Source organism: Polaromonas aquatica, assembly GCF_050626995.1.
GTDB classification, from domain to species: Bacteria; Pseudomonadota; Gammaproteobacteria; order Burkholderiales; family Burkholderiaceae_C; genus Polaromonas; species Polaromonas aquatica_A.
Window position 1 is genome coordinate 45,692 of record NZ_CP192467.1, and the last position, 23,027, is coordinate 68,718.

Here is a 23,027-nt window from a genome sequence, read left to right on the forward strand (position 1 = left end):
AAATCGGCGATCAGAAATCGGCGACCAGCGAGACGTTGAAATAACGGCCCGGCTGGCTGTAGGCATCACGGAAGGCCGAGTTGGCCGCCACACCGCGGACATCGGACCAGTTCCAGTATTTCTTGTTGGTCAGGTTGATGAGGCCGACGTTCACGCGCAGGGTTTTGCTGATGCGCCACTGCCCGGTCAGGTCCAGCGTGGTCGCCGAAGGCACGGCGAACTGCGTGGTAGCCACTGGCACTGCCGGCGGCGCGGCGGCAATGGTCTGGGCGCTGATGTCTTCGAACTTCTTGGCGGAATGGTGGTTCGCGTCCAGGCGCACATCCCATGACGCGGTCTCATACTTCAGGCCGACGCTGAGCTTGGCCGGATCGATCGTGTCCAGCGGCTTGCCGGTATTCTTCACCTTGCCGCGGGTGTAACCGTAAGAGAACGGCGTGCTGAGCTGGCCATCGCCGACCTTGCCCCATTTCATGTCGCCCTTGATCTCGAACCCGCTGATGGTCGCATCATCGATATTCACTGATTGAAAGATCAGTGGCGCAGCAGGGGTTCCGTTGCCAGTGCCGGCGACCTGGGCATTGTCCTGAATCAGATCTTTGAAACGGCCATAGAACACTGCGGTGTCAAAACTCAACTGGTCCAGCCGCCCGCGGATACCGAACTCGAAGTTTTGGCTCTTTTCCGGCTTTAGATTCGGATTGGGCACCGTTCTATAGAACCGCCCTGCGCCTCCGGTCAGGTTCTCAAAAAATCCGTTCACCTGGCCGGCATTGGGCGCACGGAAGCCGCTGGCGTAGTTGCCGAACACACTCCACTGCGGCGTGGCGCGGTAGATGACGCCGACCTTGGGCGACACGGCCGAGCCTGACAGCGATACGGCAGGCACCGGAAAGCCGGCCTGCGCCGCGTCGATCTTGAAGCTGTCGGCGCGCACGCCCGGCGTCACGCTCCAGTCGCCCAATATGAACTCGTCTTGCACGTAAAGCGCCGTGGCAGTCTCTTTCGTGTCGGGAAAGCGCTTGAGCGGGAAGGTTTCACCAGCGGGCGGCACCAGGCCGGTCTGCAGGTTTTCGATTTTTGCGCTGGTGTGGTCCAGGCCGTAGGTGATCTTCTGCGCCGAGTTGCCGCCCATGCGGATGGTCTTGTCAGCCTGGATGCTGGCTTGCAACGTGCGTTCGCTGTAGGTAGTGTCGCGCGTGCGCACCTGCGGCAATGCAGTGCGACGCTCATAAGTGAAATCGTTGGACTTCGCGTTCTGGAAACTGAGCACGGTCTGGACGTTGTCGGTCAACACCGTATCGACCTTGTATTTGGCATCCCAGGTCAGCCGGTCACGGTCCATCTTGCCGGAGGAATAAGAGTCCAGCACTGTGGCGGAGCGAGCGGTCAGCAGGTTGTAGTCGCTCTTCTTGTCGACGTGCTCGAAGGTGATGACGTGTTTTTGCGCAGAAGTCGGATTCAGCACGACTTTGGCCAGCAGCGAGTTGGCCTTGTCGGTTTGCGGATTTGGCTCGGTGCGGGTAAAGCCGGTGCCGCCGTTTTCGCCCTTGTTGTCCAGTTCCTTGCCCTGGCTGGTGGCCACGCTCAATTGCCAGGCCAGCATCTCATTGACACGGCCGGCAACCGTGCCGCTGACGGCCGTTTCGCTGTTGTCGCCGCTGTAGCCGATGGAAGCACGGCCGCCCAGTGTCTTGCCGTCTTTCAGGTAATCGTCCGGTTCGTTGGTGATGAAGTTGACCAGGCCGGCAATGCCGTCGGAGCCATACAGCGCTGAGGCCGGGCCCTTGACGATTTCGATGCGCTTGACCAGGTCGATAGACACACTGTCGCGCCCGAAGGAATTGGGAGTGAAGGCATAACTGCGCGGAATGCGGATGCCGTCCACCATCATCAGCACGCGGTTGCCGTCGAGGCCGCGGATGTTGAACCCGGCATTGCCTTCGCGGCCGGTGTCGCCCTGGGCCAGGCCAAAGCGTGCAGGCGCGCGGCGCACCGATACGTTGGGAATATTTTTGGCCGCGTCGCGGATGTCACGGATCTGGCCCTGTTCGATGTCGGTGGCATTGATGACATCGATGGTTTGCGGAATGTCCTCAACGGACTGCTCGTTGCGTGAACCGCTGACAACGACTTCTTTCAGCAAGGCGACTCGCGCGGGGGTGGAAGTCGCTGCGGATGCAGTTTGTGCGTGTGCAAAGCCGGCGCTGCAGGCCAGGCCGACAACCAAAGAGATTTCTCGCAGTGCGAAGCGGGATAAAGGAGTAGTGGAGATCACGTGCAAGCCCAAAAAAGTAAAAAGATTTGGAGGGCTTGCTGGTGCAACGTGAGGCCTGATGGCGCGCGTTGCTTTTGGCTGGCTCTAAGAGCTCTAAGTATATGCGAATTGTTCTCATTCGCAACATTTGGATGCAAAATTGTTTTGCTGAAACCCATTCCTGATGCGTCTCCCCCTCTATCGCTATGGCAGAAACGTAGTGATCGAGGAGAATTTACGGGCCGGATTCCGGCATGCTGCGCCTATTCCATAAATAGCCAATATCTATCGATATATGTAGAATAAAAGTCATATACTATCGATTCGCCGGCAAGTTTTATTTCTTTTTTAACAACCTATAGGAAGCCATCCAATGTCACTCATCAATACCCAAGTCCAGCCGTTCAAGACCCAAGCCTTCCTCAATGGCAAGTTCATTGATGTTTCAGACGAAACGCTCAAGGGCAAATGGTCGGTCCTGATCTTCATGCCGGCTGCATTCACTTTCAACTGCCCGACCGAAGTTGAAGATGCAGCCGACAACTACGCCGAATTCCAGAAGGCCGGTGCCGAGGTTTACATCGTGACTACGGACACGCATTTCTCGCACAAGGTGTGGCACGAAACCTCGCCGGCCGTCGGCAAGGCCAAGTTCCCGCTGGTGGGCGACCCCACCCACACGCTGACCAAGGCGTTTGACGTGTTCATTCCTGAAGAAGGCCTGGCACTGCGCGGCACCTTCGTTATCAACCCTGAAGGCGTTATCAAGACGGCCGAAGTGCATTCCAACGAAATCGCACGCGACGTGAAAGAAACCCTGCGCAAGCTGAAGGCAGCCCAGTACACCGCCGCGCACCCCGGCCAGGTTTGCCCTGCCAAGTGGAATGAAGGCGCCAAGACAATTGCCCCATCCATCGATCTCGTCGGCAAGATCTAAGCCCCCGCGACCCAGGCCCGGGCAATGCACGCCACGCGGTGTGCCCCGGGCTTTTTTGTTCCCTTTTGACACGATTTAGCCACCGAAAGTGAGTCCCCCATGCTCGACGACACCACCAAAGCCCAACTGAAAAGCTATCTCGAACGCGCCACTGCGCCCATCGAAATCGTCGCCTCGCTCGACGGCAGCGAAGCTTCCGGCGAAGTGCTGTCGCTGCTCAAAGACGTGGCCGAGTCCTCGCCGCTGGTCAAGCTGACCGAAAGCCGCGACGACCCGCACCGCAAGCCCTCGTTCTCCATCAACCGCCCCGGTGAGAACCACGGCCCGCGTTTTGCCGGCCTGCCTATGGGCCATGAATTCACCTCCCTGATCCTGGCGCTGCTGCAGATCGGCGGCTACCCGCCCAAAGTCGAGCAGCCGGTGCTGGACCAGATCCGTGCGCTTGACGGCGATTTCGACTTCGAGGTTTATGTATCGCTGACCTGCCACAACTGCCCGGATGTGGTCCAGGCGCTGAACCTGATGGCTGTGCAAAACCCACGCATCAAGACCACCATGATCGAGGGAGGCACCTTCCAGGACGAGGTCAAGGAGCGCGAGATCATGGGCGTGCCCACGGTCTTCCTGAACGGCACCATGTTCGGAAACGGCCGCATGAGCCTGGAAGAAATACTGGCGAAGATCGATACCAGCGGCGTTGAACGTGAAGCCAAAAAGATTGATGGCAAGGAAGCCTTTGACGTGCTGATCGTCGGCGGCGGCCCGGCCGGTGCGGCAGCGGCCGTGTATGCCGCGCGTAAGGGCATTCGCACCGGCGTGGCGTCAGAGCGTTTTGGCGGCCAGGTGCTGGACACGCTGGGCATCGAGAACTTCATTTCCATCAAGGAAACCGAAGGTCCGAAATTTGCCCATGCGCTGGAAGAGCACGTGCGCAACTACGACGTGGACATCATGAACCTGCAGCGCGCCAAGGCGCTGGTACCCAACAGCGGGCCGGGCAAAAACCTGATCGAAGTGCAGCTCGAAAGCGGCGCTTCGCTCCGCAGCAAGTCCATCGTGATCTCGACCGGCGCGCGCTGGCGCAACATCAATGTGCCCGGCGAGCATGAGTTCAAGAACAAGGGCGTGGCCTACTGCCCGCACTGCGACGGCCCGCTCTTCAAGGGCAAGCGCGTGGCGGTGATTGGCGGCGGCAATTCGGGCGTCGAAGCGGCGATTGACCTCGCCGGCATCGTCGGCCATGTGACGCTGATCGAGTTCGACACCGCGCTGCGCGCCGACGCCGTGCTGCAACGCAAGCTGAACACCCTGCCAAACGTCACGGTGTTCACCAACGCGCAGACGACTGAAATCACCGGCGACCAGAAGGTCAACGGCCTTGTCTATAAAGACCGCGCCAGCGGCGAGCTGAAGACCGTTGAGCTTGAGGGTGTGTTCATCCAGATCGGCCTGGTGCCCAACACCGACTGGCTCAAGGGCGTGGTCGATTTGTCAAAGCACGGCGAGATCATCGTCGACGCCAAAGGCCAGACGTCGGTGCCTGGCGTGTTTGCGGCGGGTGATGTGACGACCGTGCCTTTCAAGCAGATCATCATCGCGGCCGGTGAAGGCGCGAAGGCGGCGCTCAGCGCCTTTGACTACCTGATTCGTAGCCCCATCACCGCTCAATGACGGATGCGGAGAATGGCCGCCCTTACCGGGGCGGCTTTTTTTTGCGCGTCTTGCCAACGAAATCCCCTGAGATGCGCAGGGAACCAAATGAGAATTGCTCTCATTGAGGTATAGTTTGCTGCGACCCTATTCGCTAGCCAAACCACCCGGCAACCATTCACATCGCCGGGCGTAGCAAGCCAAAAACCCGCCCACAGGCCGCCTTGAATTTTCGCCATTCACCGTGGCAGTTCAGGGTACCGTGCGCACGCCAGGTTTCCTGACGACCTCCCCGGGAGTTTTGACTTGCTCAGCTTGCATCTGCTGCGCGCCGCGTGGCAACTGACATCGTTTACCGCCCTTTCATTGGTTGCACGTGTACGCGCCTTCCGGGACCGGCAAGGCGGTGGCAGCGGCCTGGAAATCCCCACTGCCGCACTGCTGGGCCTGATGTCTGCCTGTGACACCGCGCAGCGGCGCTACGCCGTCAACATCAAATGCAACTGGCAAACCCTGCTTCAGCACCTGCCCGGCGCGCGGCGCACTGGTGGTGAGTACCACCTATCGCTTCTAGGCCATGAACAAGGAGAGCCACGATGAGCATAACCACGGCAAAAACCGCAAAGACGACGGACAGCCGGCGCATCAAGGCCTGGACCTGGGTGCATAAATGGAGCAGCCTGGTCTGTACCATCTTCATGCTGCTGTTGTGCCTCACTGGCCTGCCGCTGATTTTTCACCACGAAATCGGCCATATGCTGGGCACCGAAGTTGAGGCGCCCGATTTACCCAAGGACGCGCCACACGCCAGTCTGGACCGCGTGATGGAAGTGGCGCAAGGGTTGCATCCGGGCAAGGTGCCGATGTTCATCACTCAGGAATTGGATGACAACCGCTTCTGGTATGTCACATTTGGCGACACGCCGACATCCGAAGAGAACAACAAGACCGTCGCGGTCGATGCGCGCACCGCCGCCGTGCTGGCCCAGCCCAAGTTCGACGAGGGCTTCATGTATGTCATGTTCAAACTGCACGTCGACCTGTTTGCCGGGCTGGCGGGCAAGCTCTTCCTGGGCTTTATGGGCCTGTTGCTGCTAGTGGCGATTGTCTCGGGTGTGGTGCTGTATGCGCCCTTCATGCGTAAACTGGATTTCGGCACGGTGCGGCAAAACCGTCCCCGCGCCCGCTGGCTGGACCTGCACAACCTGCTCGGCGTCGTGACGCTGGTGTGGGCTTTTACCGTGGGCGCCACCGGCATGATCAACACCTGGGCCGACCTAATCATCAAATACTGGCAGCACGACCAGCTGAGCGCGCTGCTGGCGCCCTACCAAGGGCAAAAGCCGCCCGCGCGACTGGCTTCGGTGCAGCAGGCAACCTCGTTGGCAACCGGGCTCGCGCCCGAGATGAAGTTGGCCTTTATCGCCTTCCCAGGCACGTCGTTTTCGAGCCCGCACCACTACACCGTTTTCCTGCGCGGCAACGAGCCCTTCACCTCGCGCCTCCTCAAGCCGGTGTTGGTGGACGCAGGCACCAACGAGCTCACTGCCAGTCCACCGCTTCCCTGGTACCTGACCGCGCTGCTGGTGTCGCAGCCGCTGCATTTTGGTGACTACGGCGGCGTGCCCATGCAAATCCTCTGGGCGCTGCTGGACATCGCAACCATCATCGTGCTGGGCAGCGGCCTCTATCTTTGGCTGAGGCGACGCAACCAGACCAAGGTCGCGACCAAAGCGGCGACCGAATCGGTCCGTCCGCTGGCGCCGGAAAATGCGCCGCAGCAGCCTTCAACTAACCCCCAAACCACCGGCGGTACCGCATGACCGCAAAGGCCAATGCCGCAAAAACCTCAATGTTCTGGCACCTTTGGCGCTGGCCCATCGTGCTGGGCGTGCTCAGCACCACCGGCCTGCTGACCGCCCTGGTGTCTGACGGCTGGGGCGACTGGTGGTGCTGGCTGGGACTGGGCGTACCCGTAGCGGTGATGGTCTGGTTCTCGTGGATGCCCGGCAAGCCACGCAACACCCAATGAACAAGTAGCCGTGTTTCGCTCTGCGCCAGGTAACGCTAACTTCTCCCTGCGTTTTGGGCTGCGAAGCATAAATACCCGAAATCTCATACAAAAGCGCCTGACTCCCTTATATATCGGGCGTAAGCAGCTACATATTTGATAGCAAATCTGGTAATTCCTGGCTGGCTGCACTGCCCAGGCACCTGTTAAGTTGAGCCACGAGCCGCCATGCAAGCGGCGCACCTGACCTTTGCGCCGATGTGGCGGCTGCAGCCACCACCGGCGGCAGGTTCGCCCAGGCTATAAAATTCAGGCTTGCTTACGCACGACGTGAGGGCATGATCTGAAGAGATGCGCGGTGAGCCTCTTGCACCACCCGACTCCAGTTCTCGCCCATTTTCCTGCTGCCCCCTTTTTTCACTCTTCATTCTTCCTTCTCATGAGCGCTTTCAACACCGAACGCATTATTTCCGTCCACCACTGGACCGACACCCTCTTTAGCTTTACCGCCACGCGCGACTCGGGCTTTCGTTTTGTCAACGGCCAGTTCACCATGATCGGCCTGCCCGTGGACGGCAAACCGCTGATGCGCGCCTACAGCGTGGCCAGCGCCAACCACGAAGACCAGCTCGAATTTTTCAGCATCAAGGTGGCAGACGGCCCGCTGACCTCGCGCCTTCAGCACTTGAAGCCCGGCGACGACATCCTGGTCGGCCGCAAGCCCACCGGCACCCTGCTGCTGCAAAACCTGCTGCCCGGCAAGACGCTGTGGCTGCTGGCCACTGGCACCGGCCTGGCGCCCTTCCTCTCGCTGATCAAAGACCCCGACACCTACGAGCGCTTTGAGCGCGTAGTGCTGGTGCACGGCTGCCGCACCAGCGCAGAGCTGGCCTACCGCGGGTTGATCGAGCACGAGTTGCACGAGCACGAGTTCCTGGGCGAACTGGTGCGCGGTCGCCTGATGTACTACCCCACCGTGACGCGCGAGCGCTTTCGCAATGAAGGCCGCATTACCGAACTCATGCAGACCGGCAAGATTTACACCGACCTCGGCCTGCCGAAAATCTCTACCGAGAACGACCGCATCATGCTGTGCGGCAGCCCCGACATGCTGCGCGACATCAAGGCCATGCTGGAAGCTCAAGGCTTTGACGAAGGCAACATGCAGCACGCCGGCCATTTCGTCGTCGAGCGCGCCTTCGCCGAGCGCTGAGCCCAGGCGTCCCCGGTGCGGGGACGCCAGTAATGCGAACGGTTATCACAATCAAACGCAGACAGACCGTGCCAGCATGGGAATGCTTGAGTTGCGGCTTCCGCCCAGTGACAATGGGCGATCCGCAATACAACGCAATCTGACAATAAATAAGGAATTCCCATGAAAGGCGACGCAAAAGTCATCGTTCACCTGCAGGCGCAGCTCAAGAACGAACTGACAGCCATCAACCAGTACTTTTTGCACTACCGCATGTACAAGCACTGGGGCCTGGACAAGCTGGCCAAGAAGGAATACGAAGAGTCCATCGGCGAGATGAAGCACGCCGACAAGCTCATGGACCGCATCTTCATGCTCGACGGCCTGCCCAACCTGCAGGACCTCGGCAAGCTGCTGATCGGCGAAGACGTGGTGGAGGCGCTGAACTGCGACCTGAAAGCTGAAACCGGCGCGCAGGCGACGATCAAGGACGGCATCGCCCACTGCGAAAGCGTACGTGACTATGTCTCACGCGACCTGCTGCAGGAAATCCTGGACGACACCGAAGAACACATCGACTTCCTGGAAACCCAGATCGAGCTGGTCGGCAAAGTCGGCATTCAGAATTACCTGCAAAGCCAGGTGGGTGAGATCAGCTGAGTCCCCCCGCGAGAAACCGGTAAAGAAGCCGTCGGGCTACCACCCGGCACATGAAACACGGGGCCCGCGAGCCCCGTTGTTGTTTCGGTGCACGGTTTACGCATCCAGTCTCCGCCTTTCATGGTTTCACGGACCGTGCGAATTCGCCAAAGAATCCTCACGCACATGAAGAGAAACAGTGAAGGGGCCAACCCGCCTCAAGTGAGAGCTCAAGACCGCGTTCAGCAGCTTCATCCATAGGCTCTCTACCTTGTTCTTCTTTTTTTGCCCCAAATCTTCGTTTCAAAACAGTTTCTGCAGCACTCGAAACAACATATTACGAATCATTCTCATTTGATATACACTTCCGGGCGAACTTTCCACGCCAGCCAACTCACCTCCCTCGCAGGGATTTCGAGCCAGCCAAGCATTTTTATGAAACCGGTCCGCCTATCACCAGGCTGGCCCTTGCTTGGAGGCCCTTTTGGCACATCCGTCCGTCCGCGCCGTACGTCTGGCGCGCAATAAAAAATCACGCCAGCCCGGCGCCGTCTCGTTCTCCCCCCTCGCCAACCCGGCAACCACGCCTGCTGCCTCCTCCGACAAAGCTTTGCTGCCGCTGGGCGCACTGATGCTGGCAGTGTCAGTATCCGGATGGGCACAAAGCGTCACACCGGCCGGCACCACAGGGGCCTCCGCAACGACCTCTACGCAAACCCAGGGCAAAAGCCTGGCGCCTGTCATCGTCAGGGGTACCCACGACCGCGAAAGCCAGACTTACCAAAGCGGCATCACCAGTGTCGGCAAGATGCCAGTTGCCGCCAAGGACATCCCGCAGTCGCTGACGGTGGTGAATGAAAAGCTGATGCACGACCAGGGCAAGGACAGCTTCAAGAGCGCACTGGAGAACGTCATCGGCATCACCTTTGAAGCTGGCGAAGGCGGCAGGGTCGGTGACAACATCCGCATCCGCGGTTTCAGCGCAGCGGGCGACATTTATACCGACGGGATACGCGACATCGCGCAATACAACCGCGACAACTTCAACACCGAGCGCGTGGAAGTCCTGCGCGGTGCAGCCTCCATGCTGTTTGGCCGCGGCTCCACCGGCGGCGTGATCAACCAGGTCAGCAAGCAGGCCCGCCTGATCACCGAGCACGAAGTGAACGCCACCGTGGGCACCCGTGGCTACCAGCGCTACCAGGGCGACTTCAACTTCAAGCTGGACGATGACGCGGCTTTCCGCATCAACGCAATGGCGACCGACAGCGACGGCCGCGGCGAAAATGCCAGCGCCTCCACCCATCGCCGTGGCCTGGCCATGGACTACCGCTTCGGCATCGGCACAGCCAACGAATTCGAGATCAGCTACCACCACCTGCACTACAACGACAAACCTGACTGGGGCTTTGCGTGGCTCAACAGCCGCCCCGCGCCTTCGCCAACCAATAAATACTGGTACGGCCTGACCACCGATTTCCAGAACGACAAGGCCGATACCGTTACCCTGAGCCACACCCACCGCTGGGCGGACGGCAGCAGCCTGAAGACCACGCTGCGCGACGGCTACTATTCGCGCACGCTGCGTGCCACACAAGCCAGTTTTGCCGCCGGTACCACCCTGGCCAACCTGAACGCCAACACCGTCGTCAGCCGTGGCGGCACCAGCGCCGGAAACGCCAAGGCCGGCAACGAACATCACACCTTCCTGCAAACCGACTACCTCACCACGACGCAGTGGTTCGGCCGCAAGAACAGCTTGCTGATCGGTGCCGAGTACGCGGTGGAAAATTCCGATCGTCTGAGCTACCCATTCCTGACTGGAGCCAAACCGAGCACCACAGTCGGCAATCCAAGCAGCGTGGGCATTGGCGGCAATTACACGCAGAGGCTGGAAACGTCGTTCAAGGCCACGACGCTGGGCCTGTACATGCAGGACACGATCGACCTCACGCAGTACTGGAAGCTGATCGCCGGGCTGCGTCTGGACAACTTCAAGGCGGACTACGAACGACCCACCGCCGCGGCGCCCAACAACGGCACACTGGCCAGGTCCGACAGACTGCTGAGCAAACGGCTTGCTGTGATGTACCAACCCACCGATGAGGTCAGCTACTACGCCGCCTTCGGTACAGCGTTCAACACCTCCGGCGATTTGTATCAGTTTGACGCCCTGTCGGCCAATACACCGCCAGAAAAGAGCCGCAATACTGAAATCGGGGCCAAATGGGAGCTCTATGGTGGCGACCTGTCCATTCGCGCCGCGCTGGCACGGACAGAAAAGTACAACGAACGCAACACCGACGTCGCTACAGCGAGTCCGACGAACTTCCTGTTGTCAGGCAAGCGCCATACCGATGCGCTTGAATTCGAAGTTGCTGGCCGGATCACGCCGCAATGGGATGTGTTCGCAGGCATCGGGTTCATGAAGGCGCGAATTGACAAAACGACGGCCGTTGCCGAATTGGGGCAAAACCCCGGTCTGAGCCCAAGCCGCCAGGCCAATCTGTTCACTACCTACCGCATCGGCGACAAATGGCGCATCGGCGGTGGCTTCACCGCCGTCAGCACGAACAAGCCGGCCAACAACGTCACCAGCACCAACCGCGCGCCGGGTTACGTCAAGGTCGACGCACTGGCTGAATACCGTGTCAACCAGGGCAACACCGTCAAGCTGAATATCGACAACCTCTTTGACAAGGTTTACTACAACACGCTGTACCGCGGCTTTGCCGCACCGGGCGATGCGCGCAGCGTGCGCGTGACGCTCACCAGCAAGTTCTGATTTTCAATAAGAAGATTCAAGGTTCAGGCACCTGGGGGATACTCCGGGTGCCTTTTTCATTTCGGCGATCTTTCCGGAGATTTCTCAATGCTGCTCCGCATTCAACAAGCCCTACAGCCAGACGAACTCGCACAGGTCCGCCAGCTAATCCTGGGCGCCGACTGGGCCGATGGCCGCATCACAGCCGGTAGCCAGAGCGGCACCGTCAAGAACAATCTGCAACTGCCCGAAGAGCTGCCCGCCGCCCAGCAGGCGCGCCACATCGTGTCGGTGGCCCTGGCCCGCAATCCGATGTTTGTGACCGGAGCCTTGCCCAAGTCGGTTTATCCGCCGCTCTTTAACCGTTACGGCGGTGGCGCCAACAGCTTTGGCAACCACATCGACAACGCAGTACGCACACATGCAGCCACCGCACGGCATGTGCGCACCGACATCTCCTGCACGCTGTTCCTCAGCGATCCGGCCAGCTATGACGGCGGGGAACTGGTGGTACAGGACACCTACGGCGAACAACGCATCAAGTTCGAGGCGGGGGACCTCGTGATGTACCCGGGTACCTCAGTACACCGCGTGGAGCCCGTCACCCGCGGCGAACGCCTGGCCTGCTTTTTCTGGATAGAGAGCATGGTGCGCGCCGACGCCCAGCGCCGGCTGCTTTATGAGATGGACATGGCGATCACCTCGCTGCGCCAAAAGGACCTGGAACGCTCAACCCCAGGCGCGGCCGAAAGCGCCGAAGTGGTCCGGCTCACGGGCTGCTATCACAACCTGCTGCGCATGTGGGCTGAGGTTTAAGGCGTTTTCCCTGCGCAACGAAGGATTTGAGAGGCCGGACTTCAATATCGGCCTTTTCCTTCACGCGGAGAACAGCTTTTTCCGCTACTAAATTCATAGCTGCTTTTGCGCAGATTCAGCATGGGCTACTGGCATTTTTAGCTTAAAAAGCATGTCAAAAAACCCTTTGCAGATGACGGGATGCTCATTAATTGCCTTGCGCGCATTGCAAATGCGACAGATTCGCATTTATAATCAACGCACCGATTGACATCAATCACCAGCCAAGCCAATCCATGATCGTTTGCGTCTGCCGCCGAATCTCCGACCGCGAAATTGCCCGCCATGCCCGTGCAGGCCTGGGCTTTGACGAGATCCAGTTCGAACTCGGCGTTGCCACCCAGTGCGGTCAGTGCGAAGGCTGCGCCCGGGACGTGGTGGCACAGTGCAGCGCAAGCTGCCCGACCGCCAACATCAAGCTCGCCACCCACACACTGGAAGGCAGCCCATGGAACATTTCGCAAACCTCTCCTCAGCCCTGATTGCAGCGCTTCCTGTCAGCCTGGCCCTGGTGATAGGCTGTGCCTGGTGGGTCTTTCGCCGCTGATCCTGCTCCAACTCTGATTGAGCCTGCGGCATGGACGCGGCGACATACCTACCCATTTCCACCCATTTTCCGATGACCGCCACCGTCTTCTCCAGCGCCTCACGCCGTCCCGCGCCGCGCCAACCCTTAAGCCGCAATGCCATGATTGCCCTGGCGGTGGTGGGCCTGCACGTGGCGTTTATCTGGGCCCTGCAAAGCGGGCTCTTGATGCGCGCTGCGGAAGTCATTGTTCCTGCAGAAATTCTCGTACAGTTTGTCAATCCGCCTGCCCCTAAAGTCGAGCCTGTGCCTCCGGCGCCACCGACGCCGGCCGTGCCGAAGAAAGTGGTGCCCAAAGCGCCTGTGATGCCGCAGCCTCGGCCGCTGGCCATTCCTGATCCGGCGCCGTCGCCCAACGCGCCGACAGGCGTGGTCACGCCGCCGCTTCCGCCAGCGCCCGTTGCCTTGGCCCCTGCGGCGCCACCAGCCCCGCCAGCCCCACCGGCCGTGCAGTTGCCTTCCAGTGACGCCGACTATCTACACAACCCTAAACCGCCCTACCCGATCCTCAGCAAGCGTCTGCGCGAGCAGGGCACGGTGATGGTGAGGGTGCTCGTCGGCGTTGACGGACAGGTCAAAAAAGCCAACATACTCAAATCCAGCGGATTTGACCGACTCGACCAGGCAGCCGCCAAAGGAGTCTTGAGCTGGCGCTTTGTGCCAGGCAAGCGTGGCGGCGTACCCCAGGAAATGTGGGCCGAAGTGCCCATCAGTTTCGTTATGGATGACTTTTAAAAACCGTGGAGTATTGATTCATGAATTCCCAATTCGGCCTTGCCAACGTCTGGAGCCAGGGCGATATCGTCACCAAATCGGTGGCCGTGCTGCTGCTGGTGATGTCCCTGGCCTCCTGGATGGTCATCATCATCAAGACGCTCGACCTCATCAAGTACAAGAAAATCGCCCGCGCCGCTGAAGACTTTTGGCACAGTGAAGACTTTGCCGCCGGCCTGACCAAGCTCGGCGCCGATCCCACCAATCCATTTCGCCAGCTGGCCCTGGAAGGGCGTGAGGCCACCCTGCACCACCGCAATACCAAGGCACACCTGCATGACGCGCTGGACGTGAGCGACTGGGTCACGCGCACGCTGCGCAACGCCATCGACGAATTCACAGGCAAACTGCAGTCCGGCCTGGCCATTCTGGCTTCGGTGGGTTCGACGGCGCCTTTCGTCGGCCTGTTCGGCACCGTGTGGGGCATCTACCATGCGCTGCTGTCCATCGGTGCAGCCGGCCAGGCAACCATCGACAAGGTGGCAGGTCCGATCGGCGAGTCACTGATCATGACTGCATTGGGCCTGGCGGTTGCCATCCCTGCAGTGCTGGGCTACAACGCACTTGTGCGTGGCAACAAGGGGGTTCTGCAAAAACTCAACCGCTTCGCGCATGACTTGCACGCCTATTTCGTGACCGGTGCCCGCGTAGGCGCCGGTGGCCAGCAAGCCAATGTTGTCGCGATGAAAAAGGCCTGAGGCCGTCCATCTACCCGGCTCCGCCCTCGCAAAGCAGCGGAGCCCCATTTAGTGACCGAGAAACACCATGGCCTTTGGAACCCAAGACGACAGCGATGACGTGATGAACGAGATCAACATGACGCCCATGGTGGACATCATGCTGGTGCTGCTCATCATCTTCATCATCACGGTGCCCGTGATGAAGCATTCCGTCAATATTGACCTGCCGCGTGCCTCCAACGAAGCGCAGAACATCAAGCCGGAAACGATTCGCCTCAGTGTGGATGCCGAGGGCAGCTACTTCCTCAACGAAGCCAAGATCGCAGATGAAGCGCTGGCCACCCAGCTCAAGGCGGCGGCGGCGCAAAACCCGCAACCCGACCTGCATATTCGCGGCGACAAGTCGGTGCGTTACGAACGTGTGGCGCAGGCTATGGCAGCAGCGCAGCAAGCCGGGCTGCGCAAGATCGGCTTTATCACTGAACCGAAGAGCTGATCAAGGCAATCCAAGCCTGCCCGTAGCAACGCCGGCAGATTTTTCCTTTTGACGTAAAAAAATGCATCGCAGCCCAAAGTCGCTTGACTTTTAAATGAGAATGGTTATCATTAACTCATCGAAACCCACACAGGTTTAATCATCATGTCCCTCTCCATGTCCGCCTCCCACACCTTGAGCCTTCCTGCCCGCACCCCAGCGCACACAGAGACCGCTTCTGGCGGCCATGCCGTGGGCGCCTCTGCCACTTGCGTCAACAGCACTGAAATCCTGCGCGGGCAAAAGGCCGTGGAAATCAACCACAACGGCTCAACTTACCGCCTCCAGGCCACACGTCTGGGTAAATTGATCCTGACCAAGTAAACAGCGCCCAACCCTCTTCCTCAACACAGTTTCATCGTGGGGCGATCCGGGGCTTCCAAGCTCCCAAGGTCGTTTTTAGCCAGCCACAGATCCTTTGGGTCGTTTAGCCAGGCTTTTTTTTCTGATGATGCTGTTTGCCCCAACAAAAAAGCCGACCTGGAGGTCGGCTTTTTTATTGCCTTTTCAGGCCAGCAGATTTACAGACCGATCGCCGCGATACCGGCACGCGCAATCTGCGCGTCTTCACTGGATTTCACCCCGCTGACGCCCACAGCGCCTATGCATTGGCCGTCCTTGATGACGGGTACACCGCCTTCGAGCATGCCGTGGATATAAGGAGCCGACAGGAAGGAGGTGCGGCCGCCATTGATGACGTCTTCGTACACCTTGCTTTCACGGCGGCCCATGGCAGCAGTGTTGGCCTTGGCGGGTGCGATATGCGAAGAAATAGGCGCGGCGCCGTCCAGGCGCTGCAGGTGCAGCAAATGGCCGCCATCGTCGACGATGGCGATAGTGACGGCCCAGTTGTTCTTGAGGGCTTCTGCCTCAGCAGCGGCTGCGATGAGTTTGACGTCGGCGAATTCAAGTACTGCTTTTGATTTCATGGTCTTGGCGATTTCCAGTGGTTTATGGGCAAAGTCATTGAGCATACGCAAATTTTGGGGCTACCCCAGCCTGCATTGCTGCCAAATTAGCTTATAGAACCCTTACAAAAAGTAGGGGGTGAGCGCTGGAAAAACGGCAATGCGCCCTAAAATAATCTTGCCCGCATTTGCTGGCGCCTCGGAGACGACTTTCATGAATGACAATGTTCAAACCCTCGACTACGGCGTTGCCTCAACGGTCGAGCAACGCAACAAGGTCCTGCGCAACACCTATTGGCTCCTGGCCCTGAGCCTGCTGCCCACCGTGCTGGGTGCCTGGCTGGGCGTCGCCACCGGCATCACCCGCTCCTTGAGCGGCGGGTTGGGCCTGATTGTGTTCCTCGGCGGCGCCTTTGGCTTTATCTTCGCCATTGAAAAGACCAAGAACTCGGCCGCGGGCGTGCCTGTGCTGCTGGGCTTTACCTTCTTCATGGGGCTCATGCTTTCGCGCATGATCGCCATGGTGCTGGGCTTCAGCAACGGCTCCTCGCTGGTGATGACGGCTTTTGCCGGAACCGCCGGTGTGATGTTCGTGATGGCCAGTCTGGCCACTGTCATCAAGCGCGACCTGAGCGGCATGAGCAAATGGCTCTTCGCCGGTGCACTCGTCATCATGGTGGCAGCGATCATCAACGTGTTTGTTGGCTCGACCATGATGATGGCGGTCATCAGCACGCTGGCCATCGCGATTTTCAGCGCCTACCTGCTCTATGACCTGAAACAGGTAATCGACGGCGGCGAGACTAACTACATCAGCGCCACGCTAGCCATTTACCTCGACCTGTTCAACATCTTCCAGAGCCTGCTGGCCCTGCTGGGCATCTTTGGCGGCGAACGGGACTAATATCCGCTTCGCTACAGAACAAAAAGGGCCTCAGGGCCCTTTTTTCATGCGCACCTCGTGTCATTCTCTGCAGGGTGACTTGGAGCCTCTCCAATTCAAGCCGGGGCCGCGGATCTGGCTCTGCCAGTCCGCAGGCGCAGCGGCCCCCTCGGGGGCAGGGAGCTACACGCAGTGAGAGACCGTGGGGGCCAAATCAAACACCGCAATGGACTCCACATGAGCCGTGTGCGGAAACATGTTGACCACACCGGCCGCCGTGCAGCGGTAGGCGCCGCTGTCCACCAGCACGCCCGCATCCCGCGCCAGAGTGGCTGGATTACAGCTCACGTAAACGATGCGCTGCGGCGGCGTCCACCCGTTCAGGGCCAGACTCTGCTGGTTCTCACCGTCGTCGCAGGGGATGCCGCTTGCGATCTGCTGGTGCAACGCCGCAAGCGACTTGAACAGCTCAAAAGCGCCTTCACGCGGCGGGTCTACCAGCCATTTATCGGCACGGCCATCTTTCACCAGCATTGCCGGCGTCATTTCAAACAGGTTCCGCGCTACAAATTTCGTAGCTGCCAGCGCACTACGAACGCCGGATGTAGGCTTGTTTCTTTCAAAATTCTCACGCGAACGGGCGACCAGGACCTCACTGCCCTCAATGCCCAGCACCTCGCGGGCGCGTGTGGCCAGCGGCAAGGTGAAATTGCCCAGGCCGCAAAACCAGTCAATCACGCGCTCGTCCGGCTGCACCGCCAGCATCCGCAGGGCACGTGACACCAGCACCTGGTTGATGTGGGGATTGACCTGCGTGAAATCGGTCGGTTTGAAGGGCATGAGCACATCGAACTCAGGCAGGCCGTAGCTCAGCTCCTGCACGGCGGCGTCCAGCAGTTTTACCGTGTCCAGCCCGCCTGGTTGCAGCCACCACTGCAGGCCCGGATTCCGCGCAGCAAAAGCGCGCAAGCGCGCCAGGTCATCCAGGCTTAGCGGCTCCATGTGGCGCAGCACCATGGCCGTGACCTCGTCGCCGCAGGCCAATTCGATCTGCGGCACCGTTTCCTTCGCATCCATGCTGCTGATCAGCTCACGCAGCGGCACCAGCATGTCGCTGACATGGCGGGGCACCACATGGCATTCAGTCATATCGGCTACATAGCCACTTTTGCGCTCGTGAAACCCCACGAGCACGGTACCCTTTTTGCGGACATAGCGCACCGACAGCCGTGCGCGGTAGCGGTAACCCCAGGCCGGCCCTTCGATGGGCCGCAGCAGGTTGTCCGCCTTGACCTTGCCGATGTGCCAGAGGTTGTCTTCCAGCACACGCTGCTTCACAGCCACCTGGGCACCCACATGCAGGTGCTGCATCTTGCAGCCGCCACACGCGCCTGTGTGCATGCCGAAATGCGGGCAGGCCGGACGTACGCGCTGGGACGACTCGCGCTGAATCGTCATCACCATCGCTTTTTCAAAGCTGCTTTTTTTGCGGTACACATTGGCGGTCACTCGCTCGAAAGGCAGGGCACCTTCAATAAAAACCACCTTGCCATCCGCCCTGTGGGCAATTCCCTGGGCTTCAATGTCGAGCGATTCGACCTCGAGCACATCTGACGGGTAATCAGTCGCGGTGGCTGGCTGCTTGTTCAGGCTTTCTTCTGTCATGCACCAATTGTCTCAGGCTGCGGTACGATTTTCTGATCCCACCAAAAGGAACACCACCATGGAGCTTCGTATTTGCATCGATGTTGACAACATGGAACGTGCTGTCGAGTTCTACACCGAAGCGCTCGGGCTGCGCACAGGCCGCCGCTTCAAAAGCGATTTCGTGGAAATCCTTGGTGCGGGCAGCCCGATCGACCTCCTTTTCAATGAGGCGGGCACGCACCCGATCGCCAGGGGCTACGGTAGCGAGAGCGTGCGCAGCTACCAGCGCCACTGGACACCCGTTCATCTGGATTTTGTGGTGGAAGACATTGACGAAGCGGTTGCCCGGCTGCAGCGCCATGGCGCCGTTCTGGAGATGCCCGTGACCGAGCGGATCTGGGGCCGCATTGCGGGGCTGGCCGATCCCTTTGGCCACGGCATTGACCTGCTGGAATTCAAGGGCCGTGGCTACGACGAGATCTTGCAGCCCCACTGAAGATGGGCCAAGGCAGCGGTCAAACTTGTCATGCGCAGTTTGCTACAAAATTAATAGCTTATTGCGCCCATTGTGAGCGGATGAGAAGCCTTTTTCTTGGTAAGTACCACTTCATTGCGTGGCAACAAGAAGACTTTAAGGCTATGACATCGCGGAAAAAAGCCCGGCATTTGCCGGGCTTTTTTCTGGAGTCGAGTTACCTCGCAGGCAGGTATTTGGCGGGGTCGACCGGCTTCCCCTGACGGCGAATCTCAAAATGCAGCTTCACGCGGTCCGCATCGCTGTTGCCCATTTCGGCGATCTTCTGGCCCTTCTTGACGGTCTGGTCTTCCTTGACCAGCAAAGTCTGGTTGTGCGCATAGGCCGTCAGGAAGGTGTTGTTGTGCTTGAGGATGATCAGGTTGCCGTAACCCCGCAGGCCCGCGCCGGCGTACACCACACGTCCATCAGCCGAAGCAATCACGGGATCGCCGGCCTTGCCGGAAATGTCCAGGCCCTTGTTCTTCGCCTCATCAAAGCCCGCCAGCATTGTTCCCTGCGCAGGCCATATCCATGCAACGTCTTCGTCGCCCGTTCCAGCAGGTGCTGCGTTGGTACTTGCAGGTGCTGACGCGGGACGTGCCGCGCTGGCAGCCTGGGTCGGCGTGGTGGAGGCTGTCGATGTGGTGACCGATCCCGATGTCACAGGGCGAGTCACCACCAACGGGTTTTCGCTGGACGGCGGCACTACGCGCAGCACCTGCCCCACCTCAATGATATTGGGATTTTCAAGGTTGTTCCAGCGCACGATATCGCGCCAGTTCTGGCCGTTTTCCAGACCGATGCGGATCATCGTGTCACCAGGTTTAACGGTGTAGTACCCCGGTTTTCCGGCGTTTTCAAAGCCGGGCAACTGTTTGACATTACCCGGATCCACAGCACCCGGCATGGGCCGGGACACTCCGGTGCCGCGATCTTCAACCGGTGCGTTAGTGGGAGCGCGCGAAGCGCAGCCTGCAAGCAGCAACGCTGCCAGGGCACACGGCAAAGCCAGCCTGCCGAGTGAGCGGACGCCATGACCTGCGCCGGTGGCACCCACAGACACTGCCCTGTTCGACCGTATGGTTTGATTCATTGGTTCTTTCGTCTTCAATCTTGACTGGTTGGGGTGATAAGTTGATTTTTTTGCCGGCTCAGGACCTGAAGCGATCCGCCGTCAGCTTGTGCCTGATTTTAAAGGTACAAAATGAACGGCTTCCAGCAGGGTCTGCCTCACGCCTTGGGGGGTTTTATCGACTACCACGAGCGCCTGAGCGCCTCCCGCAGCCTGCATCGGCGCCACGAGCCGGCCCCCCATCGCCAGTTGATCAATCCATGCGGGCGGAATAGCCTCCCCGCCGGCCGCCGCGATGATGGCCGCATAGGGTGCGCCTTTGGCGTAGCCCATCATGCCATCACCAAACAGCAGGTGCACATTGGGCAGGCGTAAAGTCCGCAAATTCTCTCTGGCTTTGTCGTGCAGGCCGCGCAGCCGCTCGATGCTGTAGACCTCCGCCGCGAGATGGCTGAGCACTGCGGCCTGGTAACCGCAGCCAGTACCGATTTCAAGCACCCGCCCCAGCTTGCCGGCCGAGCCGTGGCGCAACAACTCCAGCATGCGGGCCACCACATTGGGCTTGGAGATAGTTTGTCCCAGGCCGATCGGCAGGCTGGTGTCTTCGTAGGCCTGGTTGACCAGTGCGGTGTCAACAAAACGGTGACGCTCCACCGCGCCCATGGCGGCAAGCACTTGCGCGTCGCTGACGCCTTGCGCGGCGAGCTTGCCCACCATGCGCGCACGCACGGCATGGGAATCAAGCCCAACACCGCCCGGCGGTGCCGGTGCAGCAGGAGGGGTGGATTTTTTTAAGCCATTTTGGCCTGCAGCGCCAGTTGTTCGTGCGCTTCCAGCTATTATTTTTGTAGCAGACGGAACACCGGCATCGGGCTTCAGCCGGACCGGGAAGGCCGGGCGCGCTGCGGCGGCAGGTGCTTTTGCGGTGGGATTAAAAGGCGGCTTGAGGCTGGATTTCATGAAAAGATTTTCAGTGCGATTGGGTCAGCCTGGCGGCAGTTTGCGCCCAATAGGGCAGACGTTCATGATCGGTCAAATCCACCTGCAATGGGGTGATAGAGACAAATTTCTGGCTCGTTGCATAAAAATCCGTCCCCTCGCCGGCCTCTTTTGCCGGCCCGGCACCGCCAATCCAGTACATGGTTTCGCCGCGCGGACTGGTCTGCATGATGACCCGCTCAGCCGCATGGCGACGTCCCAGACGGGTCACCTTCACACCCGATATCTCATCGTCAGGCAGGTTGGGAATGTTCACGTTGAGCAGCCATGGCGGCACAGTCGGCTCAGCGCCCTCGGCCACGGTCTCCAGGGAAGGGATCAATTGCCGCACCAGCTCGGCCGCGCGCCGCGCGGCTACGTCGATATGCGCCCAGCCTTTTTCGGTCTGCGAGAACGCAATCGCCGGGATGCCAAACAGATAGCCCTCCATGGCGGCACCCACGGTCCCGGAATAAATCGTGTCATCGCCCATGTTGGCACCATTGTTGATGCCTGAAACCACCAGGTCGGGCCGGTAGCCCAGCAAGCCCGTCAGCGCAATGTGCACGCAGTCCGCCGGCGTGCCGTTGATATAGCGAAAGCCGTTGGCCGCCGTCTGCACGTACATCGGCGAATGCAGGGTCAGCGCGTTGGATTTGGCGCTGTTGTTGTGTTCGGGAGCCACCACCTCGACATCGGCAACGGTTTTAAGCGCTTCATGGAGGGCAATGATGCCGGAGGCCTGGTAACCGTCGTCGTTGCAAATGAGGATTTTCATGGGCCGATTTTACGGTCACGGCTGCGACAGCCTGCGCCCCTCCGGGCATCAAAAAACCATTCACTTTGCCTATGATGCTGGCAAGGTGCCCGGCCTTTTCCGCGGATTGCCTCTTTTACGTACCGTTGCGTTCCCTTTATCGGAGACATCTCATGCAAGCCTGGCTTTGTGAAAACCCCATCGGCGTGGACGCCCTGACCTGGAAAGAACTGCCAACGCCGCAACCCAAGGCGGGCGAAGTGCTGATTGAGATCAAAGCAGCCAGCCTGAATTTTCCCGATCTGCTGATCGTGCAGAACAAATACCAGATGAAGCCGCCCCTGCCCTTTGTGCCGGGCTCTGAATACGCCGGTGTGGTTCAGGCGGTCGGCGAAGGTGTGAAGCACCTCCAGGTGGGCCAGCACGTGGCCTGCCTCTCCGGCACGGGAGGGTTTGGCACACACACCATCGCACCAGCGGCCCTGTGCATGCCACTGCCACCAGGTTTCCCATTTGTGGACGCCGCCGCTTTCATCATGATTTACGCGACATCGTGGCACGCCCTGATGGACCGCGCGCAACTCAAGGCCGGTGAAACCGTGCTGGTATTGGGTGCGGCAGGCGGCGTTGGCACCGCGGCCATACAGATTGCCAAAGCTGCGGGAGCACGCGTGATCGCGGCCGCATCCACCGATGAGAAATGCGGTCTCTGCATGTCCATTGGCGCGGATGCCACCATCAACTACAGCACCAAAAACTTGCGCGATGAAATCAAGGCGCTGACCGATGGCAAAGGCCCCGACGTGATCTACGACCCGGTGGGTGGAGACTTTGCGGAGCCGGCATTCCGGTCCATTGCATGGCGGGGCCGCTACCTGGTGGTGGGCTTCGCCTCAGGGCCCATTCCATCCCTGCCGCTTAATCTGACGCTGCTCAAGGGTGCATCCATCGTGGGTGTGTTCTGGGGCGACTTTGCCAGACGCGAACCCAAAGCCAACGCGGCGATGATGGCCGAGCTGGCAGGCTGGTATGCCAAAGGCAAGATCAAACCGGTCATTGACCGCACCATGCCAATGGCCGAACTGAAAGGCGCCTACGCCCACATGGGCTCGCGCAGCGTCAAGGGCAAGCTGGTGATGGTGAACTAAGCCGCAGCACCACTGCACGCTCAGCTGCGCCTGAAAGCTGGACATTTTTCTACTAGTTGACGCGCACGGCTGAGCCCGCTGAAAGCCGCGCCCATGCCCCAAAAAGAAAATCCCGCAAGCCTTGCGGCAAGCGGGACTTCAAATATTGGGGTGGCTGATGGGGCTCGAACCCACGACAACAGGAATCACAATCCTGGACTCTACCAACTGAGCTACAGCCACCGGAGCCCTGCATTA

Annotated in this window: 23 protein-coding genes and 1 tRNA gene; 17 read left to right on the forward strand and 7 right to left on the reverse strand. The window is 59.7% G+C overall.

Going from position 1 to position 23,027, the window contains the following annotated elements; genetic code table 11:
- Nucleotides 1-10: 10 nt before the first annotated feature.
- Nucleotides 11-2,146 carry a TonB-dependent hemoglobin/transferrin/lactoferrin family receptor gene (locus ACQ4MS_RS00210; RefSeq protein WP_431096921.1) on the reverse strand — a complete coding sequence of 712 codons (2,136 nt, stop codon included), beginning with the start codon at nucleotides 2,144-2,146 and terminating at the stop codon, nucleotides 11-13.
- A 484-nt stretch (nucleotides 2,147-2,630) separates the two neighbouring features.
- Between ACQ4MS_RS00210 and ahpC the strand changes: the two genes are divergently transcribed.
- From ahpC to hemP, 14 genes are all read left to right on the forward strand, one after another.
- On the forward strand, nucleotides 2,631-3,194 hold the full coding sequence (gene ahpC, locus ACQ4MS_RS00215) for an alkyl hydroperoxide reductase subunit C (RefSeq protein ID WP_431096922.1): 564 nt from the start codon (nucleotides 2,631-2,633) through the stop codon (nucleotides 3,192-3,194).
- A gap of 99 nt (nucleotides 3,195-3,293) precedes the next feature.
- Nucleotides 3,294-4,865, forward strand: a complete 1,572-nt coding sequence (gene ahpF, locus ACQ4MS_RS00220; protein WP_431096924.1) for an alkyl hydroperoxide reductase subunit F — start codon at nucleotides 3,294-3,296, stop codon at nucleotides 4,863-4,865.
- A gap of 285 nt (nucleotides 4,866-5,150) precedes the next feature.
- On the forward strand, nucleotides 5,151-5,444 hold the full coding sequence (locus ACQ4MS_RS00225; RefSeq protein WP_431096926.1) for a hypothetical protein: 294 nt from the start codon (nucleotides 5,151-5,153) through the stop codon (nucleotides 5,442-5,444).
- Nucleotides 5,441-6,667 carry a PepSY-associated TM helix domain-containing protein gene (locus tag ACQ4MS_RS00230; protein ID WP_431096927.1) on the forward strand — a complete coding sequence of 409 codons (1,227 nt, stop codon included), beginning with the start codon at nucleotides 5,441-5,443 and terminating at the stop codon, nucleotides 6,665-6,667. The genes ACQ4MS_RS00225 and ACQ4MS_RS00230 overlap by 4 nt, the downstream gene beginning before the upstream one ends.
- Before the next feature lie 29 nt (nucleotides 6,668-6,696).
- On the forward strand, nucleotides 6,697-6,876 hold the full coding sequence (locus tag ACQ4MS_RS00235; RefSeq protein WP_431096928.1) for a hypothetical protein: 180 nt from the start codon (nucleotides 6,697-6,699) through the stop codon (nucleotides 6,874-6,876).
- Between the two features lie 418 nt (nucleotides 6,877-7,294).
- Nucleotides 7,295-8,068, forward strand: a complete 774-nt coding sequence (locus ACQ4MS_RS00240; protein ID WP_431096930.1) for a ferredoxin--NADP reductase — start codon at nucleotides 7,295-7,297, stop codon at nucleotides 8,066-8,068.
- Nucleotides 8,069-8,230: 162 nt separating this feature from the next.
- A complete protein-coding gene (bfr, locus tag ACQ4MS_RS00245) occupies nucleotides 8,231-8,707 on the forward strand; it encodes a bacterioferritin (RefSeq protein ID WP_431096931.1) in 477 nt (158 codons plus the stop codon).
- Between the two features lie 463 nt (nucleotides 8,708-9,170).
- Complete coding sequence (locus tag ACQ4MS_RS00250) at nucleotides 9,171-11,471, forward strand: TonB-dependent receptor (RefSeq protein WP_431096932.1); 2,301 nt, start codon at nucleotides 9,171-9,173, stop codon at nucleotides 11,469-11,471.
- Between the two features lie 87 nt (nucleotides 11,472-11,558).
- Nucleotides 11,559-12,266 carry a Fe2+-dependent dioxygenase gene (locus ACQ4MS_RS00255; protein WP_431096934.1) on the forward strand — a complete coding sequence of 236 codons (708 nt, stop codon included), beginning with the start codon at nucleotides 11,559-11,561 and terminating at the stop codon, nucleotides 12,264-12,266.
- Nucleotides 12,267-12,541: 275 nt separating this feature from the next.
- Entirely contained in the window at nucleotides 12,542-12,787 is a 246-nt protein-coding gene (locus ACQ4MS_RS00260) for a (2Fe-2S)-binding protein (protein WP_431096936.1), read from the forward strand.
- Between the two features lie 137 nt (nucleotides 12,788-12,924).
- Nucleotides 12,925-13,626 (forward strand): energy transducer TonB, encoded by a 702-nt coding sequence (locus ACQ4MS_RS00265; protein ID WP_431096938.1) that lies wholly within the window; start codon nucleotides 12,925-12,927, stop codon nucleotides 13,624-13,626.
- Nucleotides 13,627-13,646: 20 nt separating this feature from the next.
- Nucleotides 13,647-14,363: a MotA/TolQ/ExbB proton channel family protein gene (locus ACQ4MS_RS00270; RefSeq protein ID WP_431096939.1), complete on the forward strand. Its 717-nt coding sequence runs from the start codon at nucleotides 13,647-13,649 to the stop codon at nucleotides 14,361-14,363.
- A gap of 67 nt (nucleotides 14,364-14,430) precedes the next feature.
- Nucleotides 14,431-14,841, forward strand: a complete 411-nt coding sequence (locus tag ACQ4MS_RS00275) for an ExbD/TolR family protein (protein ID WP_431096940.1) — start codon at nucleotides 14,431-14,433, stop codon at nucleotides 14,839-14,841.
- 144 nt (nucleotides 14,842-14,985) lie between these two features.
- Nucleotides 14,986-15,204 (forward strand): hemin uptake protein HemP, encoded by a 219-nt coding sequence (gene hemP, locus ACQ4MS_RS00280; protein ID WP_431096941.1) that lies wholly within the window; start codon nucleotides 14,986-14,988, stop codon nucleotides 15,202-15,204.
- Between the two features lie 197 nt (nucleotides 15,205-15,401).
- Here hemP and ACQ4MS_RS00285 read toward each other — a convergent pair whose 3' ends face one another.
- Nucleotides 15,402-15,809 carry a GlcG/HbpS family heme-binding protein gene (locus ACQ4MS_RS00285; protein WP_431096943.1) on the reverse strand — a complete coding sequence of 136 codons (408 nt, stop codon included), beginning with the start codon at nucleotides 15,807-15,809 and terminating at the stop codon, nucleotides 15,402-15,404.
- Nucleotides 15,810-16,002: 193 nt separating this feature from the next.
- On the opposite strand from ACQ4MS_RS00285, the gene ACQ4MS_RS00290 reads away from it, so the two are divergent.
- Nucleotides 16,003-16,692, forward strand: coding sequence for a Bax inhibitor-1/YccA family protein (locus ACQ4MS_RS00290; RefSeq protein ID WP_431096944.1), 690 nt, complete (start codon nucleotides 16,003-16,005; stop codon nucleotides 16,690-16,692).
- A gap of 162 nt (nucleotides 16,693-16,854) precedes the next feature.
- On the opposite strand, the gene rlmD is transcribed toward ACQ4MS_RS00290, so the two are convergent.
- Entirely contained in the window at nucleotides 16,855-18,336 is a 1,482-nt protein-coding gene (rlmD, locus tag ACQ4MS_RS00295; protein ID WP_431096945.1) for a 23S rRNA (uracil(1939)-C(5))-methyltransferase RlmD, read from the reverse strand.
- 58 nt (nucleotides 18,337-18,394) lie between these two features.
- Between rlmD and ACQ4MS_RS00300 the strand changes: the two genes are divergently transcribed.
- Nucleotides 18,395-18,814, forward strand: coding sequence for a VOC family protein (locus ACQ4MS_RS00300; protein ID WP_431096946.1), 420 nt, complete (start codon nucleotides 18,395-18,397; stop codon nucleotides 18,812-18,814).
- 196 nt (nucleotides 18,815-19,010) lie between these two features.
- On the opposite strand, the gene ACQ4MS_RS00305 is transcribed toward ACQ4MS_RS00300, so the two are convergent.
- From ACQ4MS_RS00305 to surE, 3 genes are all read right to left on the reverse strand, one after another.
- Nucleotides 19,011-19,928 (reverse strand): peptidoglycan DD-metalloendopeptidase family protein, encoded by a 918-nt coding sequence (locus tag ACQ4MS_RS00305; RefSeq protein ID WP_431096947.1) that lies wholly within the window; start codon nucleotides 19,926-19,928, stop codon nucleotides 19,011-19,013.
- Between the two features lie 81 nt (nucleotides 19,929-20,009).
- A complete protein-coding gene (locus ACQ4MS_RS00310) occupies nucleotides 20,010-20,867 on the reverse strand; it encodes a protein-L-isoaspartate(D-aspartate) O-methyltransferase (protein WP_431096949.1) in 858 nt (285 codons plus the stop codon).
- A 10-nt stretch (nucleotides 20,868-20,877) separates the two neighbouring features.
- Nucleotides 20,878-21,663, reverse strand: coding sequence for a 5'/3'-nucleotidase SurE (surE, locus tag ACQ4MS_RS00315; protein WP_431096951.1), 786 nt, complete (start codon nucleotides 21,661-21,663; stop codon nucleotides 20,878-20,880).
- Nucleotides 21,664-21,815: 152 nt separating this feature from the next.
- Between surE and ACQ4MS_RS00320 the strand changes: the two genes are divergently transcribed.
- Nucleotides 21,816-22,790 (forward strand): NADPH:quinone oxidoreductase family protein, encoded by a 975-nt coding sequence (locus tag ACQ4MS_RS00320; RefSeq protein WP_431096952.1) that lies wholly within the window; start codon nucleotides 21,816-21,818, stop codon nucleotides 22,788-22,790.
- A 146-nt stretch (nucleotides 22,791-22,936) separates the two neighbouring features.
- Here ACQ4MS_RS00320 and ACQ4MS_RS00325 read toward each other — a convergent pair.
- Nucleotides 22,937-23,012: transfer RNA gene (locus ACQ4MS_RS00325), tRNA-His, on the reverse strand.
- Between the last annotated feature and the right edge of the window lie 15 nt (nucleotides 23,013-23,027).

Bases quoted from the DNA above. Each gene is read 5' to 3' on its own strand.
- ahpC (WP_431096922.1), top strand. From the start codon at position 2,631: ATGTCACTCATCAATACCCAAGTCCAGCCGTTCAAGACCCAAGCCTTC.
- ahpF (WP_431096924.1), top strand. From the start codon at position 3,294: ATGCTCGACGACACCACCAAAGCCCAACTGAAAAGCTATCTCGAACGC.
- ACQ4MS_RS00230 (WP_431096927.1), top strand. From the start codon at position 5,441: ATGAGCATAACCACGGCAAAAACCGCAAAGACGACGGACAGCCGGCGC.
- ACQ4MS_RS00235 (WP_431096928.1), top strand. From the start codon at position 6,697: ATGTTCTGGCACCTTTGGCGCTGGCCCATCGTGCTGGGCGTGCTCAGC.
- ACQ4MS_RS00240 (WP_431096930.1), top strand. From the start codon at position 7,295: ATGAGCGCTTTCAACACCGAACGCATTATTTCCGTCCACCACTGGACC.
- bfr (WP_431096931.1), top strand. From the start codon at position 8,231: ATGAAAGGCGACGCAAAAGTCATCGTTCACCTGCAGGCGCAGCTCAAG.
- ACQ4MS_RS00255 (WP_431096934.1), top strand. From the start codon at position 11,559: ATGCTGCTCCGCATTCAACAAGCCCTACAGCCAGACGAACTCGCACAG.
- ACQ4MS_RS00260 (WP_431096936.1), top strand. From the start codon at position 12,542: ATGATCGTTTGCGTCTGCCGCCGAATCTCCGACCGCGAAATTGCCCGC.
- ACQ4MS_RS00265 (WP_431096938.1), top strand. From the start codon at position 12,925: ATGACCGCCACCGTCTTCTCCAGCGCCTCACGCCGTCCCGCGCCGCGC.
- ACQ4MS_RS00270 (WP_431096939.1), top strand. From the start codon at position 13,647: ATGAATTCCCAATTCGGCCTTGCCAACGTCTGGAGCCAGGGCGATATC.
- ACQ4MS_RS00275 (WP_431096940.1), top strand. From the start codon at position 14,431: ATGGCCTTTGGAACCCAAGACGACAGCGATGACGTGATGAACGAGATC.
- hemP (WP_431096941.1), top strand. From the start codon at position 14,986: ATGTCCCTCTCCATGTCCGCCTCCCACACCTTGAGCCTTCCTGCCCGC.
- ACQ4MS_RS00285 (WP_431096943.1), bottom strand. From the start codon at position 15,809: ATGAAATCAAAAGCAGTACTTGAATTCGCCGACGTCAAACTCATCGCA.
- ACQ4MS_RS00290 (WP_431096944.1), top strand. From the start codon at position 16,003: ATGAATGACAATGTTCAAACCCTCGACTACGGCGTTGCCTCAACGGTC.
- rlmD (WP_431096945.1), bottom strand. From the start codon at position 18,336: ATGACAGAAGAAAGCCTGAACAAGCAGCCAGCCACCGCGACTGATTAC.
- ACQ4MS_RS00300 (WP_431096946.1), top strand. From the start codon at position 18,395: ATGGAGCTTCGTATTTGCATCGATGTTGACAACATGGAACGTGCTGTC.
- ACQ4MS_RS00305 (WP_431096947.1), bottom strand. From the start codon at position 19,928: ATGAATCAAACCATACGGTCGAACAGGGCAGTGTCTGTGGGTGCCACC.
- ACQ4MS_RS00310 (WP_431096949.1), bottom strand. From the start codon at position 20,867: ATGAAATCCAGCCTCAAGCCGCCTTTTAATCCCACCGCAAAAGCACCT.
- surE (WP_431096951.1), bottom strand. From the start codon at position 21,663: ATGAAAATCCTCATTTGCAACGACGACGGTTACCAGGCCTCCGGCATC.
- ACQ4MS_RS00320 (WP_431096952.1), top strand. From the start codon at position 21,816: ATGCAAGCCTGGCTTTGTGAAAACCCCATCGGCGTGGACGCCCTGACC.